The sequence below is a fragment of the Paenibacillus sp. FSL R5-0923 genome (genome assembly GCF_038009145.1).
Taxonomy (GTDB): domain Bacteria; phylum Bacillota; class Bacilli; order Paenibacillales; family Paenibacillaceae; genus Paenibacillus_AQ.
This window is the reverse complement of the sequence record NZ_JBBPAT010000003.1, coordinates 109,248-129,826: the sequence shown is the minus strand read 5'-3', so window position 1 is coordinate 129,826 and position 20,579 is coordinate 109,248. Positions and strand designations below refer to the sequence as shown.

The following is a 20,579-nucleotide window of genomic DNA, read 5'->3' as shown; positions in this document are numbered from 1 at the left end:
AGGTGAAAAAAAGCGATGAAGCCGGCTCGTGAAATGTTTGAATTGCATCCTTTAGAAATTATCTATTTGACTGCTTTGATAGGAGGAACTAGTTTTCCAGGTCTGGAAATCGATCTCAAAGACGAATCGGGGCGTAATATACGCTCCCTAATGGATACTCAGATGAGGTCGCTGGAAGTGAAGGGATATTTAGAGGTTGATTTTGTGGGGCTCGCTAAAGTGAATGAAGTGCTTCATAGAGGTATCGCTATTGCATCCAGCTGCAAATCTTATTTTTGCCAGCTTATGCATACAAATCAGCTGACTTGCAAGGTCTTCTATTTTGTTCAGGATGAAGTTTGGTTTGAACTTGAGTATCAGCCGGAAAGTAACACCTATAAGCTTCAGGAGATTTATGCACTACATGAGCTGATGTATCAGGTCATTGAGAGAATCCCTTTAGTGTGGGAATTGAGCGATAAAGATAAATTACAAAAAGCGATAAATAAAGAAGTAGATCTTGAAACGTGGGTGGGGAAGTCTCTTCAAGCAGGTGCATTCATAACTTCCTTAGCAGAAATCCAATGTATTACCGAGGAGGCACAGGTGATTCGCGAACTGAACCTGATGATTCATGAAGATCAAATGTGGCTGCTGCGTGGGGTGGAAGAAGACGCCAGTCAAACCACGCAATCCTTGTCTACAGTAGTAAATGAATTATGTAATTGGCTGCAAGAAGTTTAACAAATCTGGGGGATCAGACTATGTCAACTGCACTGACTACTTTTGTATTTAAAGGTGAAAGAGAGAAGTACTTGGATTTGGAAGTCTCTCTTTCTATTTCTACAGGGCAATGTATCGAGCTACTTAAGCAAGCCAACTGGCTTCCGGATAACTGGGAATTTAAATGTGAAGCTAGCCGTACGGGCGAAGAATGGATTGAGTTGGGGCCACATGCTGTTCTCGCAGAGATTATACAAGGGGACGGAGCCATAGTTCGTATTCTGCCCTATTGAACTGGGAGATCGTAAAGGAGGATTCCTATGAAAAGCGTACACTTAGTCTGCTCACCTGAACTTATAATGCTGCTATCCAGGTCGCTGGAGCATGAGGGTTATGTAATTTCCGGTAAACATTCTACATTACATAGTTTTATAAGTGGTTTCAGTAGTAAGGAAGTCGATCCTTCATCCATTGTAATTATGGAGGGCGGCGCGGGTCTGGGCACACCGGTCAAGGCTGCGGATATTATCAGTTTCATGACACTGATCCGTAAATATCTTAAACATACGCGGCTGATCGTTCAGTTAGACCCGGCGCTGCAAACGGATATTGAATTTATACGGACCCTGGTAAATATGAACATACATGATCTTCAGTTCACTACGGAATTCCAGGGCGATGATCTTCTGAATTGGATCAAAGAGAAAAAAACTACAAGAGATTATTATCATATCCTGGGTAAAAAGAAAGGCCTTTTTTCTTCGTTTAAAGGCTCATCATCAAGAGCAGCTTCTGGCGCGGCAGTGGAAGAGGCACCGTCTGCTCCTCCGAGACCGGTGGAGTCGCTTACCCGTCCACAGCCAGTGACCGGTTCCAGCAATGTAGCGGATGCCGCCAACAGGAGACCATCCGTTGCTCCTCGCTCTTCAGCAGGATCAACTCCGCCTAGACCGGGGCCTCCGGCCAGAAAGGAGACCCCGTCGTTAGCCGAAGCGGAAACGCTGGAGAGTCTGGAACAATCTATTCCGGTAGAAGAGAAATCTACGCCAGCAGTGAGTGCGAGAATTCTGGGCAGCAATGTACCACTTGTTATCGGAGTTTGTGGTGTCGGAGGGGAAGAAGATGTAGGTGCGGCGGCATTTCTGCTGGCTGCGGGTCTGGCAGAACTGGGCTGGAAGCCTCTGGTATGCGGAGATGACAGACCCGAAATCAGTTCGCTTGAACAGATTGTTTTTAAGGGTGAGAAAGAAGATTCGGTTTCTACCATGTTCGAATATGAAGGAGTCACTTTCTATCGCAGAGGGTATTCGTGGGATATTTCGGAGCTTTTGGCCAGTGAGTTCACGCATATCATTCTATGGGTGGATATCCATCGGGAGCGGAAGGGCACCAGCGGACTCGAGCTGTGGTGGAACTCGCAAATTCCTATTTTGGTAGGCAACGGGGCTATGTGGAAGTATGAACTGCTGAAAGAGAAGCTGAACACCCTTAACCCTTTTGAGCGCAAGCGGTGCAGGTTACTGCTGGAAAATGGACATCAGGAAGTATTACAAATGTTGAAAAAGGATTTTGCAGAAATTCAAACGACTCTGATGCCTGCACATCAAGATCCTTTGTATCCAGATAAAGCGGCTGTCGAGTGGGTAATGAAGCTGCTGACCGTTCAGAAAAAGCTCTTTCGCAAGCAAACATTGCTCTGGGGAATTGTTGGGACGGTTTTGTTTGTGACCTTGTTATTAATAGGCATAGGATTTTCATTTGTTCCGGAGAGCCGGTAATTATCAATCAGGAGGCTGGGTATGAATTCAGGTATGGTAAGGGGCATTGCTTTTGATTGCCATCGACTTCTCTCCCCTGCCCAGGAGTGCAGCGATAAGATGAGAGCAGCAATCACGGGAGTGTCAGGTTATTGGGTAGATTTAGGTGGGGAAGAGTTTAAGCAGCATTGTGAGGAATGGATAAAGAAAATGAACGAATTTAAAGCCGCCATAGCCCAAATTGAATCAAATATGATGAAATATGCAGATAAATTACAGGTGGAGGAAGAGAGAGCGGAGGCAGCCAGACTTAAGGAAGCTGAGAGACAAGCCTCCGAGCGGGCAGCAGCGGCGGCCGCGGCCGCAAAATCGAAAGGGAAAATCAAATAGGGATGGAAATGAGGTCTTGAAGTGGCAATACGTAAGCGGAAAAAAATTCTGAGATATACGATCCTATCAGGTTGTCTTGTTGCCGTTGCCACATCCGGGGTATGGTTTGCAACTTATCGCCATTATAACGCTAAGCTGATCGACGAGCGGGCAGCTTACGAAGAACAGCTGAATGATAAAGATGAAGTTTTGCAGCGCTATATGGACCAATCCCAGACAGCCTATGTGCTGATATCTCCAAAGCTAGCTGGAGAGGTGATTACTGCTGAGGATGTAATGGAAGAGAAGCTACCCAAATTCTCCTCACCGGATAATCTGATCAGCGAGTCTAAAGCAATCGTAGGTAAGTACTTGAAGATTGATGCATTGTCAGGTACAGCGGTAACTACTGAAATGGTACGTGATGAAGCGAGATTGGAGCCTTCAGAACGAAAAGAAGAGACTGAATATATTAAACTGCCGCTTCGGTTAACGAAAAAAGATGTCGTAGATATTCGGATAGTTTTCCCAAATGGCGAGGATTACATAGTCGTAGGAAAGAAGTCGCTGAAGGACGTAGATTTAGCGAATCAATATACATTTTTTAATGACAATGAAGAAGAAGCACAGCTCCTGCAAGCTGCCCTGGTGGATGCATACATAAATAACGCAGAGCTGTATATGAAACAGTACGTAGAACCGGAGCTTCAGCCTGAACCTGTAGTCAATTATGTCCCTAATCTGGATGTACTTGGAGTAATTAAGGATAATCCTTTCATTATAGATCAGGCCAAGTGGAGTCTTGCTGCCAATCTTCGTAAGGAACTGGAGAAACGGCTCGAAGTTATGGAGGATGAAGATAGAATTCGTGTGGGAGCACAGGCACCAAGCGGCAGTGGTGTGATCCAGAGAAAGGCTGTGCAGGGAGCGGCGGCAGCAGAGGAGGCTGCGAAAGTTGATGACAGCCAATCCGTGAACGGAGTGATAGATCGGACCAATCAAGCGCCGATCGATTCAAGTGCAGACCAGAGTTCAACGGGTGTGACGAATAAAGAAGCAGCCACAGATGACAGTCTGCTGGAAGGAGAGTGACCGATTTGCACATTGTTGTCGCAGGGGATTGCGAGAAGCACGATTTCATACTGGCAGCGGCTATTCTGTTGAAAAGTTATTTCAACAACGATGTCATGATTATTTCGGATAACAGCAGGAATTATCAGTATTTTGAAGGCGAAGTGTCTGGTATAAAGATTGCTGATTCAACCGTAGCTGACAAACCGGATATCGTTCTGTATGACTGGCATCATGGGTATCCTGAGGGTCTTGAGGAGGAGATTATTGTTTTAGCAACCACATATGAACGTCAGGCTATGGAGAACGTAGATATGTTGCTGGATCAGAAACGGATGCCTACTGTACTGCTTGTCATAGAAGAAGAATGCGGACTTGGACTGAAGTATGTGGATAAATATTATCCGGTGATTACTTCGAAGATCAGTTACATCAGTAGTCCGGAGCGAAGAATTGATTGGGTCCATGATGGAAGGGTGGATCTTAAGGTAGATAAGGATTTTGCTGAAGCTGTAAATGACTTTTTGATTGAAATTTGCGATGTTCCAAAGCAAGACATCAAGAAGCTGTGGCAGTATGCAAGGAAACGGGGGTAGGTAATTGTGCTAGTGGCTTTCTGGGGACCTGCTCAAGGGCAGGGGAGAACAACTTCGAATATGGCAGCTGTTGCGGCTACCATAGCGCTAGATCATCATATCCGCGTTTTAATGACACATACGCATTTGAAGCAAGGGGTGCTTGAGCATTTGTTCTCACAGACAAGAACAACGCTTCAGTCTGCGCAGACCACCGGCGGAATGGATGCGATTGAGAGATTAGTGCAGTGTGGAATGCTTACACCTGAAGGAATTAGAGATCATGCGGAGTCCATTCTTAAGGATCGGTTGGAACTGCTTAGGGGATCTATGAGTACTGAGAAACATGAGACAAAGCTCTTGCTTCCGCATATCTACAAGGATTATCGCAGGTTTTATGATTTGTTATTTGTGGACCTTTCCTCTGAAGATGATCCGGATGTTGTGTCTCTGGTTATGGAGCAGGCAGATTTGATTGTGGTTAACCTAAATCAGAATCAGGTAAGTCTGGATTCCTATTTTTTGAATAAAAACAAAACTCCTGTGCCGAGTCATAAGCCAGTCCTCTATTGTATTGGGGCTTATGAGCGTAGCTCCAGGTTCAATAAAGAGAGAATTATTAAGCTGTATGAATTGAAGAAAAAAGCAGTAGGTGTTATCCCACATCATATTGGTTATATGGATGCTCAAAATGAACGGCGTTTTGTTCAGTTTCTATTGAAGGCAAGAGAAGCTAAATCCCGTTTTCTGGAGTTTAGTGAGGACGGAAGCTTCACTGAGGCGGTACGACATATGGGACAGCTCATTCTCCGGATGCTGGAGATTTCTCCAGTATCGGAATTGGATGCTGCGAATGATTAATCTGATTCTGATCTTTGTAGTCCTGATAGCTATTGGAGTGTTCCTGTACTTATGGCTGGGCAGACGTAAGGATGCTGCTCCACCTTCCGTCCAACTGAAATATGATATGAATGAAATCGTGCTGTTTCTGAGAAGGGCATTTGAGGAGATTATAGCTGCGTCTCTTTATGAAGGAAGCCCAAGTGAGGAAGAATACAACCGTCGGAAGGCGCGGCGAAGGGAATTGCAGAAGGCGCTCCGAAGTTGCATGCACGGCGATCTATCCGCTAAGAAATACGTGAAGCTTTATATGAAGGATCTATTGGTTCAGACCTACGGTCTGGATGAAGGAAATGTAGATAAGATTATCAGCTTCGGCCATACGAATCGATTGACTTCACAGGATTGCTTCGATATCTTGCTTTATGTTTTCAAAAAAGATCATGGTCAGAATGCATTTAATGTAATAGTAAGCAAATATAGCCTGGATACACTGCAAAAACTGCCTGATGGATCTAAGGGGTATAAGATCACCGAAGAGCAGATTCGCCATATTTATCAGTCCGAGCAGCCGAGATTGTCCATCCAGGACAAGATTGAAATTATTGTTCAGAGAGCTTATCAAATTTATAAGGGGCTCGGCGTTATTGATGAGCTTCGAGATCAGAACATCGACGGAGTCAATGGAGGAACAAGTGGCATGCCTCCTGATGTCGTGCAGACTACAGATTTTCTGGAATATACGAAGCAGCAGCATTTCATACCACAATCCTATGATGCAGTGTGGACTTTCTACCGCGGAAAGTCGCTTCACCTGGAATTCTTAAGTTTTGGTTCTGAGAAGGAGCTTAAGCGGGTTTGCCAAAATATCTATGGGTTTGGTAACCCCGGGCAATTAAATGAATCCAAGGGTTATATCATCAACGATATGGCTGATGGCAGCCGGGTCGTGGTTGTGCGGCCCAAAATGGCTGAAAGCTGGGCTTTTTTTGTCCGCAAATTTAACGATTCACTCGTGGAATTGGATCAGCAAATCCAAGATCAAGGGGCACAGCTTGCGATTGATATGCTTGTTTTTCTCATCCTGGGCCATCAGGTCACTGCTATCACTGGCAGACAGGGCTCGGGGAAAACAACGCTGCTTAAGGCACTGATCAAATATATTGATGCGAAGAATATCCGGATTCAGGAGACTTCCTTCGAGATCTGGGCGAGAAAAATGTACCCGGGTAAAAATATTTTATCCTTCAGAGAAACCCCCTCCGTTAGTGGGCAGGATGGGCTGGATGTGCAGAAAAAAACGGATGGCGCTGTGAATATCGTCGGTGAGGCGGCTACTCATAGCGTGGTCAGTTATGTGATTCAGGCAGCCCAGGTAGCTTCTGAATATACATTATTTACACACCACGGCAAAACACTGCCCAATTTGGTCAGCGCTTTGCGTAATAGTCTTATTGCATCGGGAGCTTTCAGTAATGAGAAAATTGCTGAGGTTCAGGTTGTTGAGGCGCTTGGCTTCAACGTCCATCTGGTACTGCGTGCTGGGAAAAGATATATCGAACGGATTACAGAGATTATCCCGGCAGATCCCCAGTTCGAATATCCTCAGAACTACAAGGATCCTGAGAATATTACGGACAAGCTGGATGCTTTTATGGATACCGTGACCGAATATTTTGGCCGGATGACAGATCGACGTTCCTATGATTATAAGGATGTAATTATGTGGGAAGCCGGAGAATACGTGGCCAAACATCCGATCAGCAGCCGCAAAATCGATGAAATGCGCAAAAATATGGATGAAGAGGATGCACTAGAATTCACTGCATTTCTTGAGAAGTATTGGGGGCAATCCGCATGAATCTGCAAAAACTATTGTTGATTATTTTGGGAACCTCGGGAGTGCTACTGGTTATCCTGCTTGTGCTGCTTAATATAGTGCAGCGTAAATTGAAGGGAACACAATATCAAGAGCAAAGGCGACTAAAGGCTCTGCTGCCAACGAGAACTAAGGAAAAAAGATGGTTGGAGCAGGCCCATAAAACTTATCCGGTACTTGATGAACTGCCATTAGTTAAGAAACTTCTTCACCGGATGCGCTCGCGTCTGACCTTGGTTCACGCAGGCAATGAAATCATGATCAGAAGTCGCGCGGCTGCACTGACGCTAATGATTGTTGCTTGTATTCTGATCATTTCGTTGAGTTCATTCCTCTGGACTTCATCCTGGGTAAGCCGTGCGACTATTATGCTAGTTTCAGTTTATCTTGGAGGTGTCCTTAGCGATCTCTTCATTGGGCGTTTAGTGAAGCAGATGTTATATGACCAATCGTCCATGATTCTGGATATTCGCCATGAATATCATCAGACACATATGGTGCAAGTCAGCTTGGAGAATTCTGCGGAACGTTCGAAACCAATGGTAGCCGTGCATGCTCGGCAGATTGCTGGAATTCTGGCAGCGGTGGACCCGGAAGATGAACTGCAGAAATATTATGAGATTGCACCTAACCGTTATATGAAGCAACTAGCTGGAGTGAGTTACAAAATAGGTGAATATGGCGATGCGGATATCCATAAAGGGGAGCGTTCGATTTATCTATCGATGCTTGGCAATATTAGAGAAGAGATTCATATGGATATTAATCGGCGTGAGCGAATCGATCGTTTGTTATACGGTATTGTTTTTGTAGCCATTTCGCCGGTATTCATGCTGGATCCAATCCGCAATTGGGCGGAGGGAATGTTTCCTATTGTATCTAATTACTACAATTCGGCCTGGGGGTTATATTCTTTAATCTTACTTTATATCACGTTCATAATATCGTTTATTGCCTTGCGGATTCTCAAGGGTGTGGATGAAGATACTCAATCAATCAAAGATGAGGGTAAGTGGTTAAATCGGATCCTGAAGAAAAAATGGATTTTCAAACTGGTGGATCGGATCACACCGGCAGAACATGAGCCTCTTCATTTCAAGGTGGCCGGCAAATTGAAGGATGCTAACTCTGGGTTGTCGCAACATGCCTTCTTTCTGCAGAAAACACTAGCGGCAGTCGTTATCTTTATGCTGATCGTATCGCTTCAATTCTCGATCCATGCCAATATCAAGCACAACATTTTGCACCCCAATAAGCAGATTACAACAGGGGGCAATCAGACAGAATCTCAGAAGATGCTGAGCGAGGAACGGTACGCTTTTGAGCAGACTTTAATTGGAGAACTGGTAGCGAAGGATATTACACCGGATCAGATGTTGTCCTACATTGAGGAGAAAGCTGAGAACAAGTCTTTTGTGCAGAACAGTCTGAATCAGAATACCTATGCTGCACAGTTAGTGAACAGGGTTGAACAATATCATGCGGAAATTTACAAATGGTATGAGCTGCTACTAGCCTTTGGGCTGGCGGTGGCCGGCTTCTATCTTCCCGACGCTTATTTAATCATTCGTACCCAGCTGCGAAAGTGGGAAATGCAGAATGAGGTGGATGGCTTCAATACGCTTTCTATGATGTTGTCTCAATTTCCGAATATCAGCGTGTACGAAATGATAGAGTGGCTGCATCGTTACAGCTATATTTTTGAGCGGCAGCTGCTGCGCTGCATGCTGGATTATGAGGCTGGAGGCTGGAGCGCCATTGAGAATCTGAAGGAGGACGCGCGGTTCGTTCCCCTCGAACGGCTCGCAGACCGCTTGCAGGTGGCAGCCGATCTGATTCCGGTGAAGAAGGCGTTTGATGATATGGATGCGGAGAGGGCATTCGCGATGGATCAGCGCAAGGAGCACTATGAGAAGGTCATCAGCAGGAAAAGTACACTGGGTAAAATGTTCGGGTTCTTGCCGATGCAGGCAACGTTCACCTTATATTTACTGCTTCCCTTCGTCTATATGGCCTTCCAGCAGCTGGGTGACCTGACTGTTGTAACTGGCAAAATGTGAAGGAGATACAGGCATGGAGAATATAGCAAGCTTTTTGAAAACAACGATATCGATTCTGATCACGCTGGCCATTATATCATCCGGTCTGTTCTTGTGGGGGAAGACACAGCCAGTTGTCGAATTGGCGAATAGCCAGGCGGCGGCACAGGCCAGGGAGCTTTCGGAGCAGCAATATTCCGCATTTGACAATCAGATTGTCAGCGGATCCCAGATTCTTACGGCTTATCGGAGGTACGAATCGCAGCAGGGATTTTGCCTATACGTAGAGAGACCTTATGTCAACGGTCAAGATGAGACATATAGAAGATTTAGCATGAATCCAAACGGAGAAGATTATTGCCGTGCGTTCGATTATTCCAGTGGGAGTTTCAAAGAGGGACCTGACACTAGAGGTGTAGATGTAGAAGAACTCTCGGAGGCTTCAGGAAGATATTATATTAGTCCGCAAGCCAGATTTAAGGCGAAGCTGATCAAAGATAAAAATGAGCGGATTGCAGCTATTTATTTCGTAGCGGAGTAGATGCGTCAAGAGCAATAAAATAAAAACTAGCTTCAAATAAGGTGAGGAGGAAACATCATGGAGAATATCTCGACCGGACTTAAATGGGTTATCGGCATTATTGTTACCATTCTGATTATTGCTGCAGGCGTAAGTATTTATCTGGTTATCAACAACTATTTCATCCGCGCACAGGAACAGACTCTGGCCCAAACCCAGATGATTAATCAAGCGGAATTCAACAGCTATGATAACAAGGATGTATCCGGCCAGGATGTGATTAATGCGGCAATGCGGTATAAGGGACGTCCACAGTTCGCGATTTTTATTAAAACAGGGGAAAATACAGAAGGATTCTATGCGGAGAATACATATGGAGCTAAGTATGCAGTTCCATCTTCATCTGGGGGAGTGCTAGATTTTACTACTCCGGGTACAGGCGTTTCTAAAACTATTTCTCAAATGATGGATATAGAAGATGATAAATATAACATTAATACGCTTGGGCGCTTCAAGGCTGAAATTTTCAGAGATAAGAACGAAGAGGTTAGGCTGATTGTATTTACACAGCCCAAATAAGGGGTAAGGAGAGAAAATATGGAAAATATTTCGACCGGACTTAAATGGGTTATCGGAATTATAGTGACTATTTTGATTATTGCCGCAGGTGTAAGTATTTATCTGGTCATTAATAATTATTTCATCCGCGCTCAGGAGCAGACCCTGGCACAGACTCAAATGATTAATCAAGCGGAGTTCAATAGCTATGACAATAAGAATGTCTCTGGTCAGGATGTTATTAATGCGGCTATGAAATTTAAAGGTCGCCCTCAGTTTTCTATACTTATTAAGACAGGAATAAATGACAAAGGATTCTATGCGAAAAATACTTATGAGACTTACTATGATACTGAAACAGGAAAGACTGATGAGAATCCCACTGGTGGTTTTGTTAAGAATAATTCGGCAAAATCACACAGTGTTTCGGAAATGCTGGATCAGAGCGAGGATTTGAAAAATGATGAAAATTATAATATAAATACACTTTCATTATTCAGGGCTAACGTACATAGGGACAACAATGGTGAGGTCCGATTAATTGTATTTGATCAAAATGAGGCTAAATGAAAACTAGCACCCAATTCCTCCTAACCCTCTTTGCCTGGATTTTATTCGCCGTAGGCGGATTTACGTTTTTGCGGCTGGAGATGGAGAGTGCTGTTCCAAACAGGCACTATGAGCTGCCGACAGTTGCAGTGGCACCTTACAAAGGGACAGGTGATTTGAACAAAATTAGCGGTGAGCAGGTCATCGGTATGATCCCTCCAGCATTGGAGGGGGAATATATTTTATATATCGATGGCATTGCAATTAATGAGGAAACGGACCTTACAGCAGTGGATTTACGTGGAGTGCCTGATGCTGCTTATCAGTTAAGAGTCACGCGAACCGATGAGATGATTACGGAAATCTCCGCCACCCGCTAGAAAGGAGGAGCCGTATGGCAGACGCGCTGAAAGGTGTAATTATTATTATTTTGCTGGCATTTGTGTTCGGAGTCTATCCGGCATTCCGTCAATCCGAAGTTGTAGAAAGGAATACTAAGCTCGCCGCCAATGCGGCTGTGGTGGAATTCGTGGATACCGTTCGTGCTAAAGGATACGTGGATACTTCCGATTATGAGCTGTTTCTTCATTCGTTGGATGCTTCATATGGTGTTTTCAAAGTGCAAATGGAGTATTACAAAAAGAATTTACAGCCTTTATATACGAATCCTGATGATTATTCTACATTCCAGAACAGCTTTAGTGTCCGATATGACGGATATTTCAGCAAGGATATTTTGGAAATCTTATATCCGCGTTCAGGACCTTTACTGGCTACAGATGATCCAGGTAGAAGGTTTACTATGCATGTAGGCGATCTGTTCAATGTCCGACTGGAATCTGAAGGGACGACACTTGCCTCACGGATGCGATCGCTCTTGTTTCATAGTGAAATGATTCCGGTCAATTTGAAGTATGGGGGGATGGTACGAAGTGAAGCCCCTTAGTGTTGTGCTTATTTTTCTAATTCTGGTCATTCCTCTTGTTCTTATGAGCGACACTCGAGAAGATCTTCAGGTCTTCAATCAGGACATGTATAAACGCTATTCGGATGATTTTCAAGCCGCAGTGGATGATGCTGGTGATTATCTGTCACGACTGGAACAGCAGCCTACTACCACAGCAGTGCACTATGGGCGGGAACGCCAGCTGCAACTGGATCAGGATGTGCTAAGTGTTTTTTACAGTAATTTAGCTTTGAAATTTGGGCTGGAGAACAACCAGACTGAAATGAACAATTTAAAAATGCATATACCCGCATTGGTGATGTTTGGATATAGCGGCTATACGTTGGTTACTCTGGACGACACAGCCAGTGTTGATGGGAAGGATGAACTTAAGCCTGTGAGTTGGCCTGAGCGTCCCTATTACTATAAACTTCGGAACGGAAATTTGCTTTATTTCACTTTGGATGACAATGCGCGGGTGTATGATACTAGCTCTAATGAATTCTATGAGGGGGAGTATACAGCTCTGGCGGCTGAGACCAATCTTAATCCTCTGACCTCTATAGAACTATTTCACGAAATACGTCAGAGTACGATCACATCACTCGTTGAAAAAGACTTGGCAACAGCCATTAACAGACATTTGGAGCTGGTGAAACGAATGGGCTTGTCGATTCAGTTCACCCTTCCCCGCGGCTTGCAGGAGCAATCCATACAGGATGTAGGGATCATGGCTTTTATTCAAGGTTATCCACTTCCTGGGGGAGAACTGCTGGATGCATATTCCTTAGGTAGTGGGGCAGTAATACGACGAAAGGTTCTGGTAGGTACCCGGAATTCAGCTGGGCGACATATTGCTTACGGAGAAAGCTGTGTACCCTCGGGGGTTACTGTTATAGAAAGCCTGTTCGATCCAGAGGAGGCCGCTCGAAAAGGGTATTTTATTGAGGATTGTGCGGTTAAGTGATAGATGTGGGAGTAAAAGATTTGGTATGGAGAATAGGGTCATTGGATTAAAAAAAGTTTCATTGTGGAGGAGTGAGAACATGAGGAATTTTAAATTTAATAGTCTATCTGCAATTATTAGATCAAATAAGGCAAGAAGAGGCATGACTATAGTCATGTGTGTGTTCGCAAGCTTAGTGTTGTTAATTACTACAGCGGGAGCGGCAGGAACAGCTGCCAAAGCAGTAAACGTCATCATGGACGGCATTAAATATCCACTGACAAAGGGACATCCTTATTCAGAAAATGGGACGACAATGATCCCATTCCGCATGATTTCAGGAAAACTCGGCACACAAGCCAACTGGAATGCAGCAAGCAAGACGTTAACTCTGCAGCAAAAAGAAAACAAAATTGTGCTGACAGTAGGTTCTTCTTTTGCGAAAGTGAACGAGCAACCAGTAGCGCTTGGTGCCATGGTTGTACAAAAAGATGGAATAACGATGATTCCATTAACCGTTGTCTCTGATCTGTTATCCGCAGAAGTGGAGGTGGACGAGTTTACTCAAAGCGTGTACATTCACACGCCGGGTAAAGATTTAGGGGAACTTGATTATTTTGGAAGGAATATACGTACGACAAACCTACCTAAGAACTATAAAAATTATCCATACATTCTGGAAGACATCCCAAATGAAATGTACGAAATGAAAAATTCCATAACATTCTATGATCCCAAGGATGCAATGACCGGATCGCTAATGTATAGTAGCAAAAAGATAACAAGTGAAGATATGGCCAAGATCATCAACCGTATGAAGATTGGGTATGATTTACGGTTGAACGTGGATTACAAAACGATTGATCCGGCAAGTTATGCAAAAGAATCCTTTAAGTACGAGAATCAGGCGATTTCTTACCGTGAGCAGAATATTAAAGAGTATGCCGAATGGGTGGAAAAGAACAAGATTCAAATAGAGGGATCAATCGATCCAGAGCCTTCAATGGTATATGATTCCGGTTTTGGTTGGTTCGTTCGATCCAAGTTCCGGTTCAGAATAAATAATTATATAGAGTATAAAGAATTGTTAAATGATACTTATCTCAAACTTGCTGATATCAGACTCTCTGGAAAATTAAAGAAGGGTGTCTGGTATGAAGGTTATGCTGATATAGCTATTTCTTCGAACTATTATGATGGTGCTGGCTATGATGGTGCTTACGGTGAAACTAAGAATTTAGATGGACTCTCCAGTTTGTTTGAAAATACTACCCTGCATGAAGTGAAGTGATGAAAGATGCGACGTAAATGTCTCCATTGCATACTGTTTATTCTACTAATTTCTTTGTTGCTTTCGCCTTTGACTAGTCTTGTTGAGGCTGTCCCATATGCCAAGTTTGAAAATGGGGGTTTTTTATATACAACTACTTCCAATGAAGCCACCTCAAGTATAAGGTTCCAAACAGTAGGCTGGTATATTCATACCGAGCCAACGTGTGCGTCCTCTGAAGCTTATGGAGGTGAAGTACAATGTGATCCTACCAAATTAGCAGCTAATAAACATTTTAAATTACAGGATAATGGTGGAGGACATGTGACTTCAGAAACTATTGCAGGAGGGATAGTGACTACAAATTTCAAGTGGACTGAAACCGAAGTGCTCCAGGCTATTAAACAAGCTAAAGCGGAACAAAATATTTCTGAAGGCACCCCGTTATACGCTAGCGCCATTATTCGGGTAGTGACGGGTCCCAGAAATAACCCCACCCAGGTTTCAGGACCCTTCCATACGCTATATCAAATAAAACATGCAGAGAGTTGGGCTCACCCCGAAGATTTTAGGCAATATTTCGATGTCGCTATAACCTTTAAAGGAAAAGACTATCCTGTTAATATGACTCTGAAGCTGTCGAACGGGACGGTGGTGAGGACTCAAGAAATAGGCAATTATAAAGCTGGCTATAATGTAATCAAATCTTTCCCCGAGACAGTTATCTATGGGGGGCAGACATATGCCATCACCAAATCCTGGCTTTCTCCGATCCTAAGGCCAGGTGAACAATTATATATTCAAAGTAAGGCTTCGAATGATCCTGCTGTGATTCAGCGTAATTTTAAGGTTTATGTAGGCGGAGTCAATATGGTAGCTAGCTACAAAAAAGACAATGACCCGCCTGAACCGGGGGAAGGCACAGGCGAGTGCACATACACCATTCAACCGCCAAACAAGATCGCTGCTCCGCAAACGTCATTTATGGAACCCAATGCGAACGGAGTGATTCTTGGTGACGACGCGGCAAATGGACGTCATTTTGATGTGTCATCGGGAATCCCTACATCAGAGAATCTATATGCCAATGCCTGGACAAAGGACTATTTATTTGAACATACCTTCGCCAATATGGCAGGTCAGATTCGTTATTCTTGCAGTGTAAAAGTTACATATCCGACGAAGTGGGAGGAAGCGCAGCCGAATCTTCCGGGACCGAATGGAACATCGATTCCTCAATCGCCACTTCCTAGAACAGGGAAATTTGATAAAACCTATACCTTTGACTTGACTCCAAAAGAATATGCTTACTGGCAGGTAGATCAGTTAGCTGTTTATCAAATCGATCGTGCCCAGATGGAGAACTATGCGCTGCCTGGAGGAGAAGTCACTCTATATCCTAATAATTATGGTTCGCCGACGGTCGAGCTTAGCAATAGTACAGAAGTAGAAGACCATGTTGTTCCCCAAGATACGGGAGGGATAGAATTCAAGCCAGAAGTGGTAGATGGTGGAGACCACGAACCGGGTCCTAACGATGTTGATGATACAGACGTGCTGACAGACCTTGCGGAAATGCAGACCAAAGATCCTGAGGTGCAGAATGACCGTCTAGTATTTAACGGGGAAACGATTATGGATGATACCGTCGCTAACAAGACCGGGCCCACCCCAGGGAGGATTCCTGATCCGCAAATCATGGGAGACGAGGTGCTTTACGAGGGGCAGTTGATGATCAATAGCGGTTTACTCAATCGGCAGAATACAACCAGCACGGGTATCATTTATTATACGATGCTGTCGGAGAACGTAGAGGGAAACGGAGATCAGGAATTTTTGATCTCTCCGATTAACTCCGTCACCGTGCACACACCGGTCGTCAACTACTCACTCCTCCCTGACGATAACCGTCCATTCGATCAGAGGATGGTTCCGGATATGACTAGGGCAGTGCTGATCTTGGATCGGCCGTTCACCATTCATTTTACGGAGAGTGGCCAGCATCTCAATATCCCTGGATACGGCAACCGGGATTATACCAAATACACGAAAAACAAGCGGATTCAATTTCCGTTCGGTGTATTTCAAGGGAGCCAATATTACCCGGAGAACACCTGGATCTACATTCCGGTAGGAACGCCATTCATGACCTTTATGATGCCGACCTGGGTCGATGAAGGAAACTATACGATTCTGACACAGTCTTGGGCGATTAACGCTCCATCAGATAGTTCGGATCTTTGCGAGGTCAACTTGAACGGTAATTGGATGAATTATTGCGCATCGGAGAGCTTCAATGTGGGTGTGGTCGGTCGTCTGTTCGATTTTCGGATCTGGGACATTGGGGATTTCCGGTTTGAGAAGGTGTTTCGAACTGGCGCTGGGACATTTGAACATAGCAGCGCGATGTATTATACGGGCGGAAATGATGAGAATGGCATACCAACCGTTTTAAGTGGACAGCCACAGTGGCAGCTGCCGATCCGCAAGGGTTCTCACCCCACGGAGCAAAGGACGGTACCACATAACGGCTATTCCTTCCTGTTTGACTTCCGGACCATCGGGAACCTGTGGCAGCCGGGCGAGAATATCCGGATCGAGCCAAGCTTCTATTTTATTCCGAAAACTGGAGGCACAGCGACACCCGTCGATCTGTACTATGATATTTCAGGCTCGAAGAATAAGATGATTGGCGTCGGCTCCCCCAAGGACAAGCTGGGGTACACCCGAACCTATCGTTTGGCGGATGGCTTGCGGAATATATCAAATGGTGAATTATCGACAGCAGCTAGCTATGAGTACAACTATATAATGACTCAAGCGGAGCGAGATAAGACGCCTTGGTTTAAGTTCTACAAACAGTATCTAAAGCGAAAAACCAAAATCGCTTACGGCTACGACATGGAAGTCCTGCCCTTTGAATCGCGAACTTTAGTCGGCCCGACCGACATCCCGGATGTAGTTAATCCGATCACAGCCGTCCGCAGCGTACAGCATTGGTACGGGGAGTATAACTTGCCGATTGCACCATATATCCTGCCAAAGGGAACAAACATCGTCACTCTGGCGAATCAATATGGAGGCACATTAGATGGGCATGAGAAGGAGTTCGTCACTGGTGGTTATATTCTGGTGAATTTCCAAATCTATACGACTAAAAATGGAGATGCAGACACTCGTATTTTAGGCTACAAGGCACCGATTGCTAACATGTGGGCGATTGAAGGTCAGATGACTGGGAGCACAGATGAAATGGGGCAAACGTTCTCTTTTTCCTCTGGGGATATCATTCTGTTTGAATCGGATTACTCTGTACGAAATGATTATCAGGGGCAGGGTAGATAGAACTTGAAATAATAACTAATAAGGAAACTGGAGTTATAATAATGAACTTAAAAGATCTTATAGGTTTGAAAAAGCATTTTTTAAGTTCATTTTTATATAAAAAACAATTACTAAAAGGAGAGATTAATGATGGCAACAAGTAAAGTTACATTGAGTTATGATGGATTGGCTGGACAGGCAAAAATTATTAAAAATTACGGTACGGAAGTAGACGCATTGATTAAAAAAGTTATGACTACAATGAAAAATCTTAATAGTGTTTGGGAGGATGAGGCGGCAAGGGATTTTACAGATAAGGTGGAAAAATTGAAACCGACATTTGATAAGTTTGCAGAATCACTTCAGGATCTTGGAGATCATATGAATACTGTATCTACAAAGTATAAAGAGCTTTCAAATGCGGTTAAGAATTCGCAAAAATTCTAGTATAGTTTTTAAGTAAAACAAACTTCATGAGCTCCACTACATAAGAATGCAATTAGCTATGCAGAGTGCTGCATAGCTAATTTTATTAGAAGCAAGCAGGGGGAAGCACATGGCGTTAACGAAGCTTACATTTAACGTAGATGAAGTCGAGCGCCTGCAGACGAAAATAAAACAGGTAAGCCAGGACACCAACCGGCTGTATCTCCAATTGAAAGGTCAAGCTAGTAACTGGAGTGGCATACCACTGGGGTCAAACCAGATGAAGGCTCAAGTGCTCGTCAACGAATTAATGGTTGAGGCTGAAAAGCTTGAAGATATTATTCGTCTTGCAGTAAAGGGTATTCAAGGTGTTCAGGATGAGAATAAGCGCCAGACGAAACAGCTCATACAGCAGTTTGGCACTCTTGGCGGTATGTTCGGAAGGCTTGGGGGAGGCGGTGTAATTGGGCAGTTTTCGATCCCAACTTATGCTCAGAAGGTGGTCACGAATCTGATCACCTCGGTTGCTGCTCTGATGGGACGGGATGAGTTGAATAGAGATCCTATGGTGCAGAAGCTCCAAGCAACTGTTACGAATTCTGGACTGGGAACGATCGACTCCATAGCCGCGCAAAGCAAGCTGAAGGACATCTACCTGGCGCGGGATCAGATCGCAAAGGCGCAGACAGCCTATGAGGTATATCAGGCGTTTAAAAATAAAACTCAAATGGACGCAATGCATAAGCTAGCGGAAGACGCACGCAAAAAGCTGGAATCCTTGGGTGTGGATGCCGTCCAATACCAGGCGGGGAAAGATCTGGGTGCGTATTTCAAACAGCCCGCGGTGAAGGCGTGTGACTATGATCCGTCGATCACGACCAGCAGTGTACCGCTAATGGAGAAGGAAGAATATGCATTTCTGCTACGAATGGCGGTGGTGGAAGGACCGAAGGGAGAATGGGCCAAGCAACAATTGGAGCTGATGAAGCCGCAGGCTACGATAGGACCCGTTGATCCGTATAACGCGGTGTCGGAAGCAGACATTTTAAACCGGGACGACCCCAAGGTGATAGAACGGCTGAAAGGGACGTATTGGTTCAAGCTTTCGGTCGAGGAGCAGGACCGGAGGTTTGCAGAGGTCAAGGCATATTACGAAAAGCAGGGAAAGGAAGCGGCAGACAAAAACCGTCTGCTGGGAAGTGGTGTAGGCAATCAGACGCTGGCCAATATTCTCGTAGGCGGAAGCAATATGGTAGTCCATGCAATCGATACGGCGTCGTTTGGAATGGCCGGGACGGTTACGGACTGGATCATGGGGCCGGAACCGGAAGGTTATGTCGATCCGCTGGATAATCAGTATGGGAAGAAGGCCGGGCAGTTTTTAGGAACAGTGGTCAGTATAGGCCTCCCTGTAAAGTATTTAAATGCAATAAAAACTGGGGGAGCGGTAGGTAAGTTTTCACCAACCTTATTGAGGTCAATGGTAGCGGGAGCGGTTAGCGGAACCGTGGGCGAAGCGTTTGACGCATTCAATGATTACAGGGGGGATGGAAAGCAAAACTTAGGAGAGCGCATAACGGCAGTCGGAATCAATACGGTCATTGCAGGTGCGGGAGATGCATTGATTACGGTAGGCAGCAAATTGGCTGCCAGTGCGGTAAGATTTGTGAGCGGGAAGCTGCCGACGAAAGCAACTCAGATAGAGAATGGAGTTAAAGGGGCAGTATCAGACGCGGGGGGATTTAACAAAGGGAATTTAAAGGACATTTCTGGTTTTACCAATGAAATTAATTCACTTTTGTCTAAACATAATATTTCTCTTGGAGAGTTTAATGACCTCCGTCTTAAAGATGTTAGTTTGTTATCCAATAGTGAAAAAATTATGATGAAGTCCATACGAGAGAGTATACCCATGCCTGATAACACGACTATAATGCAAAAGGTTATACCTAATGAAGACATTTCAAAATATCTTGAAGGAACATATAGCCAAGTAGGAGGTTATATTACCAAGGCATCAGATGTAACTCAGTTAGAAGATTATATGAACATTTATAAGAGCCTACGATTAGATTACACTGACACAAAATTTAATGCTGCAACGGATGAAGTCTTAGGGGTCATAAGATTTAAAACACCAGAGTCTTCAAATATAAAAATTCCATATAGCAATGAAATGGGAGGGATTGTTTCCGAGCCACAACCGTTTACTGGAAATGGCTTTACTAAAGCGACAAATGGACAGTCGATTCCAGAGTATAAGTGTGATGGATATTTGTCCCTTTTTGATGGGGCGGAATTATACACAGTAAGTAAAAAAGGTTCAGAAGTCTTATTAGCCACTTACGATGTGATCTTAGGGCAGTTTATAAAAGTTAATCCTTAGGAGGCAGAGATTTTATGAAGGAAAATATATACGCTATATACAATGGAACCGAGTATGAAGCAGGAGTCGTTAATGACCAAGAAGTAGTTTTGCGTTCGGATGACCCGGCAGTTCTAAATCGAGGATTTGTTTTGTACAAAGGAATAAAGTACATCAAAAAAGTTAAGAGAACTGAGTTGACAGATATATATAAGAAATATTATCAAGCGACATATCAGAATTACCAGTTTGTCGTCACTGAGGATTCAGGTGATAAATTGTTAATTATTGCAACTAACATGGATTATAAAATTTGCGAACAACTGGGCATGAAAATGGTAGATAGAGGTGTGTACCAAAAGTGGATTCAAAAAACTGAAGTGGAATTAAGCATCTCCCGGAAACCGTTATAGATGTCCTTGAGGCATTATAAGCATGTTTCA

At 44.2% G+C, this 20,579-nt stretch carries 20 protein-coding genes; all 20 read left to right on the top strand.

What is annotated here, in order from left to right; translation table 11 throughout:
• Nucleotides 1-15: 15 nt before the first annotated feature.
• The 20 genes from MKX35_RS31490 to MKX35_RS31395 all read left to right on the top strand — a co-directional run bounded on the left by MKX35_RS31490 (nt 16) and on the right by MKX35_RS31395 (nt 20,549).
• Nucleotides 16-723, top strand: coding sequence for a hypothetical protein (locus tag MKX35_RS31490; protein WP_076301097.1), 708 nt, complete (start codon nt 16-18; stop codon nt 721-723).
• 20 nt (nt 724-743) lie between these two features.
• Entirely contained in the window at nt 744-995 is a 252-nt protein-coding gene (locus MKX35_RS31485; RefSeq protein WP_076286996.1) for a hypothetical protein, read from the top strand.
• A 27-nt stretch (nt 996-1,022) separates the two neighbouring features.
• The gene (locus MKX35_RS31480; RefSeq protein WP_076286997.1) at nt 1,023-2,480 is read left to right on the top strand and encodes a hypothetical protein; all 1,458 of its coding nucleotides are present in this window, start codon (nt 1,023-1,025) and stop codon (nt 2,478-2,480) included.
• A 21-nt stretch (nt 2,481-2,501) separates the two neighbouring features.
• Nucleotides 2,502-2,849 carry a hypothetical protein gene (locus tag MKX35_RS31475; protein WP_076301096.1) on the top strand — a complete coding sequence of 116 codons (348 nt, stop codon included), beginning with the start codon at nt 2,502-2,504 and terminating at the stop codon, nt 2,847-2,849.
• A 21-nt stretch (nt 2,850-2,870) separates the two neighbouring features.
• Nucleotides 2,871-3,920 carry an SAF domain-containing protein gene (locus MKX35_RS31470; RefSeq protein ID WP_076208263.1) on the top strand — a complete coding sequence of 350 codons (1,050 nt, stop codon included), beginning with the start codon at nt 2,871-2,873 and terminating at the stop codon, nt 3,918-3,920.
• Entirely contained in the window at nt 3,917-4,495 is a 579-nt protein-coding gene (locus MKX35_RS31465; protein ID WP_143759602.1) for a hypothetical protein, read from the top strand. Before MKX35_RS31470 ends, MKX35_RS31465 begins: the two co-directional genes overlap by 4 nt.
• Before the next feature lie 6 nt (nt 4,496-4,501).
• Nucleotides 4,502-5,335 carry a hypothetical protein gene (locus MKX35_RS31460; protein WP_076287000.1) on the top strand — a complete coding sequence of 278 codons (834 nt, stop codon included), beginning with the start codon at nt 4,502-4,504 and terminating at the stop codon, nt 5,333-5,335.
• Nucleotides 5,328-7,175, top strand: coding sequence for an ATPase, T2SS/T4P/T4SS family (locus tag MKX35_RS31455; protein ID WP_081383100.1), 1,848 nt, complete (start codon nt 5,328-5,330; stop codon nt 7,173-7,175). The genes MKX35_RS31460 and MKX35_RS31455 overlap by 8 nt, the downstream gene beginning before the upstream one ends.
• Nucleotides 7,172-9,253, top strand: coding sequence for a hypothetical protein (locus MKX35_RS31450; protein ID WP_076287001.1), 2,082 nt, complete (start codon nt 7,172-7,174; stop codon nt 9,251-9,253). Before MKX35_RS31455 ends, MKX35_RS31450 begins: the two co-directional genes overlap by 4 nt.
• A gap of 13 nt (nt 9,254-9,266) precedes the next feature.
• On the top strand, nt 9,267-9,773 hold the full coding sequence (locus MKX35_RS31445; RefSeq protein WP_076287002.1) for a hypothetical protein: 507 nt from the start codon (nt 9,267-9,269) through the stop codon (nt 9,771-9,773).
• 57 nt (nt 9,774-9,830) lie between these two features.
• The gene (locus MKX35_RS31440) at nt 9,831-10,331 is read left to right on the top strand and encodes a hypothetical protein (protein WP_076287003.1); all 501 of its coding nucleotides are present in this window, start codon (nt 9,831-9,833) and stop codon (nt 10,329-10,331) included.
• A gap of 18 nt (nt 10,332-10,349) precedes the next feature.
• Nucleotides 10,350-10,880, top strand: coding sequence for a hypothetical protein (locus MKX35_RS31435; RefSeq protein ID WP_076287004.1), 531 nt, complete (start codon nt 10,350-10,352; stop codon nt 10,878-10,880).
• Entirely contained in the window at nt 10,877-11,239 is a 363-nt protein-coding gene (locus MKX35_RS31430) for a hypothetical protein (protein WP_076287005.1), read from the top strand. The genes MKX35_RS31435 and MKX35_RS31430 overlap by 4 nt, the downstream gene beginning before the upstream one ends.
• Before the next feature lie 14 nt (nt 11,240-11,253).
• Nucleotides 11,254-11,805: a hypothetical protein gene (locus MKX35_RS31425; RefSeq protein WP_076287006.1), complete on the top strand. Its 552-nt coding sequence runs from the start codon at nt 11,254-11,256 to the stop codon at nt 11,803-11,805.
• The gene (locus MKX35_RS31420) at nt 11,792-12,772 is read left to right on the top strand and encodes a hypothetical protein (protein WP_076301095.1); all 981 of its coding nucleotides are present in this window, start codon (nt 11,792-11,794) and stop codon (nt 12,770-12,772) included. Before MKX35_RS31425 ends, MKX35_RS31420 begins: the two co-directional genes overlap by 14 nt.
• Before the next feature lie 79 nt (nt 12,773-12,851).
• The gene (locus MKX35_RS31415; protein ID WP_179086753.1) at nt 12,852-14,042 is read left to right on the top strand and encodes a copper amine oxidase N-terminal domain-containing protein; all 1,191 of its coding nucleotides are present in this window, start codon (nt 12,852-12,854) and stop codon (nt 14,040-14,042) included.
• A gap of 333 nt (nt 14,043-14,375) precedes the next feature.
• Nucleotides 14,376-17,366: a DUF5704 domain-containing protein gene (locus MKX35_RS31410; RefSeq protein WP_179086752.1), complete on the top strand. Its 2,991-nt coding sequence runs from the start codon at nt 14,376-14,378 to the stop codon at nt 17,364-17,366.
• A 126-nt stretch (nt 17,367-17,492) separates the two neighbouring features.
• Nucleotides 17,493-17,792 (top strand): WXG100 family type VII secretion target, encoded by a 300-nt coding sequence (locus MKX35_RS31405; RefSeq protein ID WP_081383097.1) that lies wholly within the window; start codon nt 17,493-17,495, stop codon nt 17,790-17,792.
• Between the two features lie 109 nt (nt 17,793-17,901).
• Nucleotides 17,902-20,157, top strand: a complete 2,256-nt coding sequence (locus MKX35_RS31400; RefSeq protein ID WP_256716439.1) for a hypothetical protein — start codon at nt 17,902-17,904, stop codon at nt 20,155-20,157.
• A gap of 14 nt (nt 20,158-20,171) precedes the next feature.
• Nucleotides 20,172-20,549: a hypothetical protein gene (locus tag MKX35_RS31395; RefSeq protein WP_076287102.1), complete on the top strand. Its 378-nt coding sequence runs from the start codon at nt 20,172-20,174 to the stop codon at nt 20,547-20,549.
• Nucleotides 20,550-20,579: the final 30 nt, after the last annotated feature.

What these genes read in the sequence shown, in the direction of transcription:
- MKX35_RS31490 (WP_076301097.1), top strand. Translation starts at nt 16, where the DNA reads ATGAAGCCGGCTCGTGAAATGTTTGAATTGCATCCTTTAGAAATTATC.
- MKX35_RS31485 (WP_076286996.1), top strand. Translation starts at nt 744, where the DNA reads ATGTCAACTGCACTGACTACTTTTGTATTTAAAGGTGAAAGAGAGAAG.
- MKX35_RS31480 (WP_076286997.1), top strand. Translation starts at nt 1,023, where the DNA reads ATGAAAAGCGTACACTTAGTCTGCTCACCTGAACTTATAATGCTGCTA.
- MKX35_RS31475 (WP_076301096.1), top strand. Translation starts at nt 2,502, where the DNA reads ATGAATTCAGGTATGGTAAGGGGCATTGCTTTTGATTGCCATCGACTT.
- MKX35_RS31455 (WP_081383100.1), top strand. Translation starts at nt 5,328, where the DNA reads ATGATTAATCTGATTCTGATCTTTGTAGTCCTGATAGCTATTGGAGTG.
- MKX35_RS31450 (WP_076287001.1), top strand. Translation starts at nt 7,172, where the DNA reads ATGAATCTGCAAAAACTATTGTTGATTATTTTGGGAACCTCGGGAGTG.
- MKX35_RS31445 (WP_076287002.1), top strand. Translation starts at nt 9,267, where the DNA reads ATGGAGAATATAGCAAGCTTTTTGAAAACAACGATATCGATTCTGATC.
- MKX35_RS31440 (WP_076287003.1), top strand. Translation starts at nt 9,831, where the DNA reads ATGGAGAATATCTCGACCGGACTTAAATGGGTTATCGGCATTATTGTT.
- MKX35_RS31435 (WP_076287004.1), top strand. Translation starts at nt 10,350, where the DNA reads ATGGAAAATATTTCGACCGGACTTAAATGGGTTATCGGAATTATAGTG.
- MKX35_RS31430 (WP_076287005.1), top strand. Translation starts at nt 10,877, where the DNA reads ATGAAAACTAGCACCCAATTCCTCCTAACCCTCTTTGCCTGGATTTTA.
- MKX35_RS31425 (WP_076287006.1), top strand. Translation starts at nt 11,254, where the DNA reads ATGGCAGACGCGCTGAAAGGTGTAATTATTATTATTTTGCTGGCATTT.
- MKX35_RS31415 (WP_179086753.1), top strand. Translation starts at nt 12,852, where the DNA reads ATGAGGAATTTTAAATTTAATAGTCTATCTGCAATTATTAGATCAAAT.
- MKX35_RS31405 (WP_081383097.1), top strand. Translation starts at nt 17,493, where the DNA reads ATGATGGCAACAAGTAAAGTTACATTGAGTTATGATGGATTGGCTGGA.
- MKX35_RS31400 (WP_256716439.1), top strand. Translation starts at nt 17,902, where the DNA reads ATGGCGTTAACGAAGCTTACATTTAACGTAGATGAAGTCGAGCGCCTG.
- MKX35_RS31395 (WP_076287102.1), top strand. Translation starts at nt 20,172, where the DNA reads ATGAAGGAAAATATATACGCTATATACAATGGAACCGAGTATGAAGCA.